This is a genomic window from Candidatus Sororendozoicomonas aggregata (genome assembly GCF_031528575.1).
In the GTDB taxonomy this organism is placed as follows: domain Bacteria; phylum Pseudomonadota; class Gammaproteobacteria; order Pseudomonadales; family Endozoicomonadaceae; genus Endonucleibacter; species Endonucleibacter aggregata.
Genome location: NZ_JAVLSP010000142.1, coordinates 1 through 5726 on the forward strand (window position 1 = coordinate 1; position 5726 = coordinate 5726).

Genomic DNA, 5726 nt, shown 5'->3' on the forward strand with positions numbered 1-5726 from the left:
GGGTCTGGTTATCTTCCTACGCACGACAAAATCTGTTTACTTTTGCATATGGCTGATTTAGCAGTTTTTTCAACCTGCTGTCAATGCGTAAGTTCTATAATACTCACAAAAGCCATTCTTCTGAAGCCCTCTTATCAGCTGTCTTTCAGGACAGCTGATACCCCCTATGTCAGCATAGTTGTCGCCTCTTCTGATTTTTCCTGTTAAACAGGGGGGGTCAGAGAAAAACTTGAGAGTCGAGTTATCGTCATTTTTCTTCTTGAGCAAGCCTTGATATTACAGAAATGAAGGCTTAAGTCAGTGCCATTGATTTAAACTCCACACTGAATAATAAAGTCTCTAGTCAATTTGCAATCAAGTACAGAAATCCCATATGGCTTATTGCTATAATCTTTATAAATATTTCTTATATTAAGGCCACTTGAGCTTATGCAGTCAAGCAATCCTGGCATTCCCATATAGTTCATCTGAATTTTATCAGTTACCTTTTTTTTACCTTTTTTTGTACAATTAATATCATAAGTAACTTGAAATATTTTGGTTGTAATTCCTGTGTCTTTTAGGTAGTGATATGTTCGTACTAAGCTAAAATCATTCGAACTCTCTTGATAATCAGAGATGCCAGTCTCATATTTTTTGAAATCTGTATCACACTTTGGATTAAGCCAAGTTATCCAAATAGATCCTTCATTATTTAAATGATTAGCCATAGATTTAAGACTTCTTACTATATCATCATAACCATCAATGCCTTGCAAAGTTCTAAAACCTATAACTATGTGATCATAATATGAATATATTTTCATATCTCTCATATCGGTAAAATGATGCTTACCCTTAAAATTTGCTTGTTCAGCTTTATGAAGAAATACCTTTCTCATACTTGAAGACAAATCTAATCCATCAGTGGGATGGTCAGCATCTTGGAAAGCAAAAGTTAAACGTCCAGTTCCACAGCCAATATCGAGTATTGAATCATGATCATTAAAACGAGATAAGAAAAACTCAACATCACGATTAACATGAGCTGTATCCATACCTAAGTCATAATACTTAGCAGTATTTAAAAATAAATTATCCATAATCCCTCAAGAATTTATGATACGAAGTTCAGATGATAAAATCTAATCTAGAGTTATTTAAATATCTAAGACCCAGCAAGGATAACAAAAGAAGCATCAAGCATCCAAGCGAAACAAATAGAAATCCTAAATTCATTTGATACATTACTAATCCACCATAGGTAGTAATACAGCCTCCAATACAGAATCTTGTTAAGGAAATTGCTGTCATAGCTTTTCCTGCAACGCTAGATGAACAAGAATCAAGGGAGAGAGAAAGTGCCGATGACATAACCATCGATACACCCATAGTTAAAAAAATCATTGATCCAATGTAGATAAAGGGATTATTGATTATAAACAATGCAGACAGGGGTATATGTGATAAAAATATAATAATCGCACCTACTTTGAATTGAACTAGCTTACCATATTTATTCGATATTTTTGTTGAAGCCGCGCCAGCTAGTAAGTAAGAAAAACCGTAAAGAACCATAATTTTTGAAAAATTACCAACAGAATAACCAAACTCCTGCATAAATATTTGAGGGCTGGCAACAATAAAATTAAAATGAAAAGTAAATGACAACGCTCCAACTAAATTAAAAAACATGAAGTGTATATTCATTATACTATCAGACTTTTCATTATTTAGATCTGGCGAAGCATTTACACTCTCATTTTCCTTTATAGTTAACAAGCTTAACATCACTGATATTAAAGTAAAAACAAGAAACATATTAAATATAGCTTTCCAACTGAAAAATGTAATTAAAGATGCACCTACAGCAGGTGCCAATGCTATAAAAATACCACTTAATGTAGTTATAAATATCCTTAAGTTATGTGCAACTTTACCTGTATATCGATCACGTACAATAGCATGAACAATAATAAATGATGCAGCGCCAGCAGCTTCAATAAAACGACCAATTAAGAATGTAGTATAGTTTTCAGAAAAACGACATAGAAGACCACCAATAAAAGCCATTAGTAAACCAGTAATCAATGCTTTTTTTCTACCTATACGATCTGACAGCGGACCAAAAATCAATGTACTGAAACCGAATACTACTAGATATAAAGATACTGATGGTGAAAGTTCTGGGACAGTTATATTGAAGTCATTAGCAATTAATGGCAATGCAGGAAGAATAATATCGGCAGGAAAAACAGCCAAAAAAATAACTGATGTTATTAGGGCTAATAACATGAAAAATTCTGATTTAATAAAACTAGTTTTCATAGTATTTGAAGTCCACTATTAATTATTTCTTTTTCTATCATTGAGTGATTGTTAGTAGCATTTATAATATAACTAATAAGATGTTTGGCACTCTTAGAAGCATGTTTATTAACAACACTATCTAGGCAACTGTAACGTTTAGCATTACTAATTGATTTATCATCAATACCGATAAGTTTTGCTATTTTTAATAGCCAATTAATGTCATTCCAATACAAAGCTTTTATGATACGAGGTATTAAACGTGCCAAACTGTTTTGTTCTAAAGGAGTAAGCTTTCCCCACAGAGTGATAAAACATCTATTAAAGAATCTAACATGTGCCTGTTCGTCGTGAACATGCTCCAAAATCATAGATCTAAGAGGCGTATCGGGTATACTTCGAGATAGTTTAGCCAAATCTGAAGTAACATTGGACTCAGTGAAAACCACAAAAACTAGATGTATTAGACTATTGTTAAAGCTATCGCTTAGATCATCTATAGTCTGCATCATATGTGCTGTCTTATCAGTGAGCTTTGGTAAAGGTGGTAATTCAAGCTTGTTACACATCCCCAAATAACCTTCGTAAGCTACTAAAGAATGATAAGCCTCATCAGTTATAAACTGAATTGCTTGTGACTTAGTTTCAGAGTCAGATAAGGGTGGGTAAATATCATTACATATATTATTAAGTGCTGGGATTACAATATTACGCTCAACCTCCTCCGTAAATTTAAAAAAATGTATTAACTTAGCTGCACACAATATTTGTAGCTGATTTTCGTTCAATTTATTAGCATTATTAGAAAATATCTCCTCAACCCAAAATCTAAACCAACTTCCTGTATCTAATATGTGTTGTTGTGTAATATCTTCATAAGTGTGATTGTGACCATTCCTCACTGTTGCATAGCTAATCCAATCCATAGTGTTCATAATACTTTGCTCTCTATTTCATCTAATAAAGACTTAGCTTCGTTAGCTATTTTAGGTATTGAGTGATATTTAGATATTTTCCTCAAATACTCTAATGTATCAATATTATTTTTCTTTGCTTCCGAAAAAACTATTCCAATACGAGCTTGATCATACTCTTCCGAATGAGGAATAATATCCACTAGATCAGTTGAATATAAAAACTCACTTCTCTGTTTATGACAAGGGAAAACATCCTTCCAATTTTTATAAAATGCTGGAAATGGAACTACAGCTGACTCAGATATAGGAGTTTTTACTTTTTGCAATCTTAAATCTATAGAAACTCTAACCTTATTGGAAATATTTGGCATAGCACGATGGGCTGTAAGTGAATTAAATGCAATAATATCTCCAGCTCTTAAATTTCCTGCATGCCAATCTAATAGGTCTTCATCTTTTAATTTAGTGCCACAGTTTTCAAATACTAGGTCAAGTATCCCATTCTTATAAGAGTTTTTGGCAACTGATAAAACTCCATTTTCTATGGTAGTATCAAATAGTGGGAACCAAAGAGTTGTTGTATTTCTATCCCCTTGTATAGTTATAAAATCTTGATGAGACCTAGTAGTAAAGTTTCTACCCTCTTGAACAGGACAAGATATTCGAAATGTTATATTTGGGTGTACAAAAACTGGTGAATCTAATAAATCAGCTCCTAATTTAGATATAACAGAAGACATTTTTAAGTGATGTAGTTCTGGCAAGGTAAATATTTCCTTATAAATATCTGAATATTCTTCTGAAGTTTCACTTATATAAGTATTGTGTGCTTTCCACTTTCTACTAGAATCATCAATAATATTTTTATCAATCAAGATGCTAACTATTTTATCTCTCAGTGGAGAGATAAAATCTTTTGTTAGTGCACCCTTTAACAATACTGTTCCCCAGTCATTAAAGTCTTTCGAAATACCTGAGACGGGTAAAAGAGACTCAATATCTTTCATATTTCACTTTAAATCCATATATGAAGCTAACCTTACTACCTAAAATAAAGTTCAATCCATAAATATAATTCTATGGATTGAACCAGCAGGACAAAATATTAAGGCACTAGATTACGCATAATACCACCTCCATAACCGATAAAATTCAGTAGTAATTGTAGTAATTGAAAAGTTTTATGGAACAAGATTACGCATGAAGCACCTCCTTTTTATTAGTTCATATTATGGCGGAACTCACTATCAAGACAGTAAGTCAAAAAATTTAAGAAAAGTCTCAACGAGAGTAGAAACTCAGTTCAACCCAATCAACTTACGTTACTGCCTCAACATCAAATCCAGGCGCATGTCACTTTTTTTTCTGTCATAGCCCCTCCTGCAAAGTCATACTAAAGCCAGTGAGCTTAAATTAACCATATGTTCAGTTTATTGTGTTAGCTGTAGTGACAAAAAGCACTATTAGCTGTGATAATTTTTCTCGTACTAAAACATAATTTGGAAGTCATACTATCATGCAATGCAGCACAAAAAATTGACACAGGTCAATGGATGATAGAATAGAGTTGTTTCTTAAATAGTGCCTGCCCGAAAACCCACAAATAATCCGATTCAGGGAGCAGCAGCCAAAATTTTTGGTTAAAATTCAGCCTACTCATTTGTGGGTGCTACTTTTTGGTTAATTTCTGCTCATTTTGTGAACAACTTTCCGATTTTTGAGCACAGGGCAACCTCACCTGTCCTGTTCTGACCATCTGCCTTTTTTTGGCAACACGGCCCGGTCGAGTAATTCTTCCAGTTTTTCAAGGTTTTCTTTTGACCAGAAACCCCGGTCATAACTGACTTGTGATACCTGGGGAAATCGCTGTTTGGCACCTTCCGCAATAGGTACAGTCACTTGGTCGTCCGTCTGTTTTTCCATGACCAGATGATGCAGGGTAAAGCCAAACTGATCCTGCAATACGCAAACTCTGAGGCCAAGTTCCACGGGGGTGCCAGCCTTACCTTTGCTGATCCATTCAGTATGACGTTCGAATAAAGAAAAAACCTTCTCATTATGAGGGATGCTTTCATGATTCAATACACGACGGACAATCATCTGACACTGGTAGTCTGAATCTTTTACCCAACGTTCCAGTTCTTTTAGCCGCAAGTCCCCTGGCGTACGTGCTCTCAGGCGCTTTAAGGTGACTTCTGCCTTGCTAATAAGCTTCTGACTGTAGGCAACATAGTCGGCATGGGCAGCTTCAATATCATTCTGCCGGGCATCCCGAAGCGCCTCGTTGGCCGAGGTGGATCGTTTCAGGTTGCGGGCTTTGTGAAATCGCTTCTTATGCTGCGCCTGCAAATAGCGGCTCTACCGCCACAGGCTTTCATGCTGCTCCGAAGACAAAGTGGTTGCCCACTCTATCACCTTGCGAATAGCATCCCTGAGCAGGTTGATATCCGTCGGAAAGTGAACATTGGTTTTTACGACGAACGAGTCAGCGCGGGCGCATAGCCGCTCTTCTTTTTTTTT

Annotated in this window: 5 protein-coding genes; all 5 read right to left on the bottom strand. The window is 35.2% G+C overall.

Annotation, left to right across the window (positions count from 1 at the left end; genetic code table 11):
- Positions 1–311: 311 nt before the first annotated feature.
- The 5 genes from V4C51_RS16780 to V4C51_RS16800 all read right to left on the bottom strand — a co-directional run bounded on the left by V4C51_RS16780 (position 312) and on the right by V4C51_RS16800 (position 5555).
- Positions 312–1082 (bottom strand): class I SAM-dependent methyltransferase, encoded by a 771-nt coding sequence (locus tag V4C51_RS16780; RefSeq protein WP_330927330.1) that lies wholly within the window; start codon positions 1080–1082, stop codon positions 312–314.
- 28 nt (positions 1083–1110) lie between these two features.
- Positions 1111–2307, bottom strand: coding sequence for an MFS transporter (locus V4C51_RS16785; RefSeq protein ID WP_330927331.1), 1197 nt, complete (start codon positions 2305–2307; stop codon positions 1111–1113).
- On the bottom strand, positions 2304–3224 hold the full coding sequence (locus V4C51_RS16790) for a diiron oxygenase (RefSeq protein ID WP_330927332.1): 921 nt from the start codon (positions 3222–3224) through the stop codon (positions 2304–2306). The genes V4C51_RS16785 and V4C51_RS16790 overlap by 4 nt, the downstream gene beginning before the upstream one ends.
- Entirely contained in the window at positions 3221–4213 is a 993-nt protein-coding gene (locus tag V4C51_RS16795) for a phytanoyl-CoA dioxygenase family protein (RefSeq protein ID WP_330927333.1), read from the bottom strand. Before V4C51_RS16795 ends, V4C51_RS16790 begins: the two co-directional genes overlap by 4 nt.
- 727 nt (positions 4214–4940) lie before the next feature.
- The gene (locus V4C51_RS16800) at positions 4941–5555 is read right to left on the bottom strand and encodes a hypothetical protein (RefSeq protein WP_330927334.1); all 615 of its coding nucleotides are present in this window, start codon (positions 5553–5555) and stop codon (positions 4941–4943) included.
- Positions 5556–5726 lie beyond the last annotated feature (171 nt).

Excerpts from the sequence above, each read along its gene's own strand:
- V4C51_RS16780 (WP_330927330.1), bottom strand. The coding sequence starts at position 1,082 with ATGGATAATTTATTTTTAAATACTGCTAAGTATTATGACTTAGGTATG.
- V4C51_RS16785 (WP_330927331.1), bottom strand. The coding sequence starts at position 2,307 with ATGAAAACTAGTTTTATTAAATCAGAATTTTTCATGTTATTAGCCCTA.
- V4C51_RS16790 (WP_330927332.1), bottom strand. The coding sequence starts at position 3,224 with ATGAACACTATGGATTGGATTAGCTATGCAACAGTGAGGAATGGTCAC.
- V4C51_RS16795 (WP_330927333.1), bottom strand. The coding sequence starts at position 4,213 with ATGAAAGATATTGAGTCTCTTTTACCCGTCTCAGGTATTTCGAAAGAC.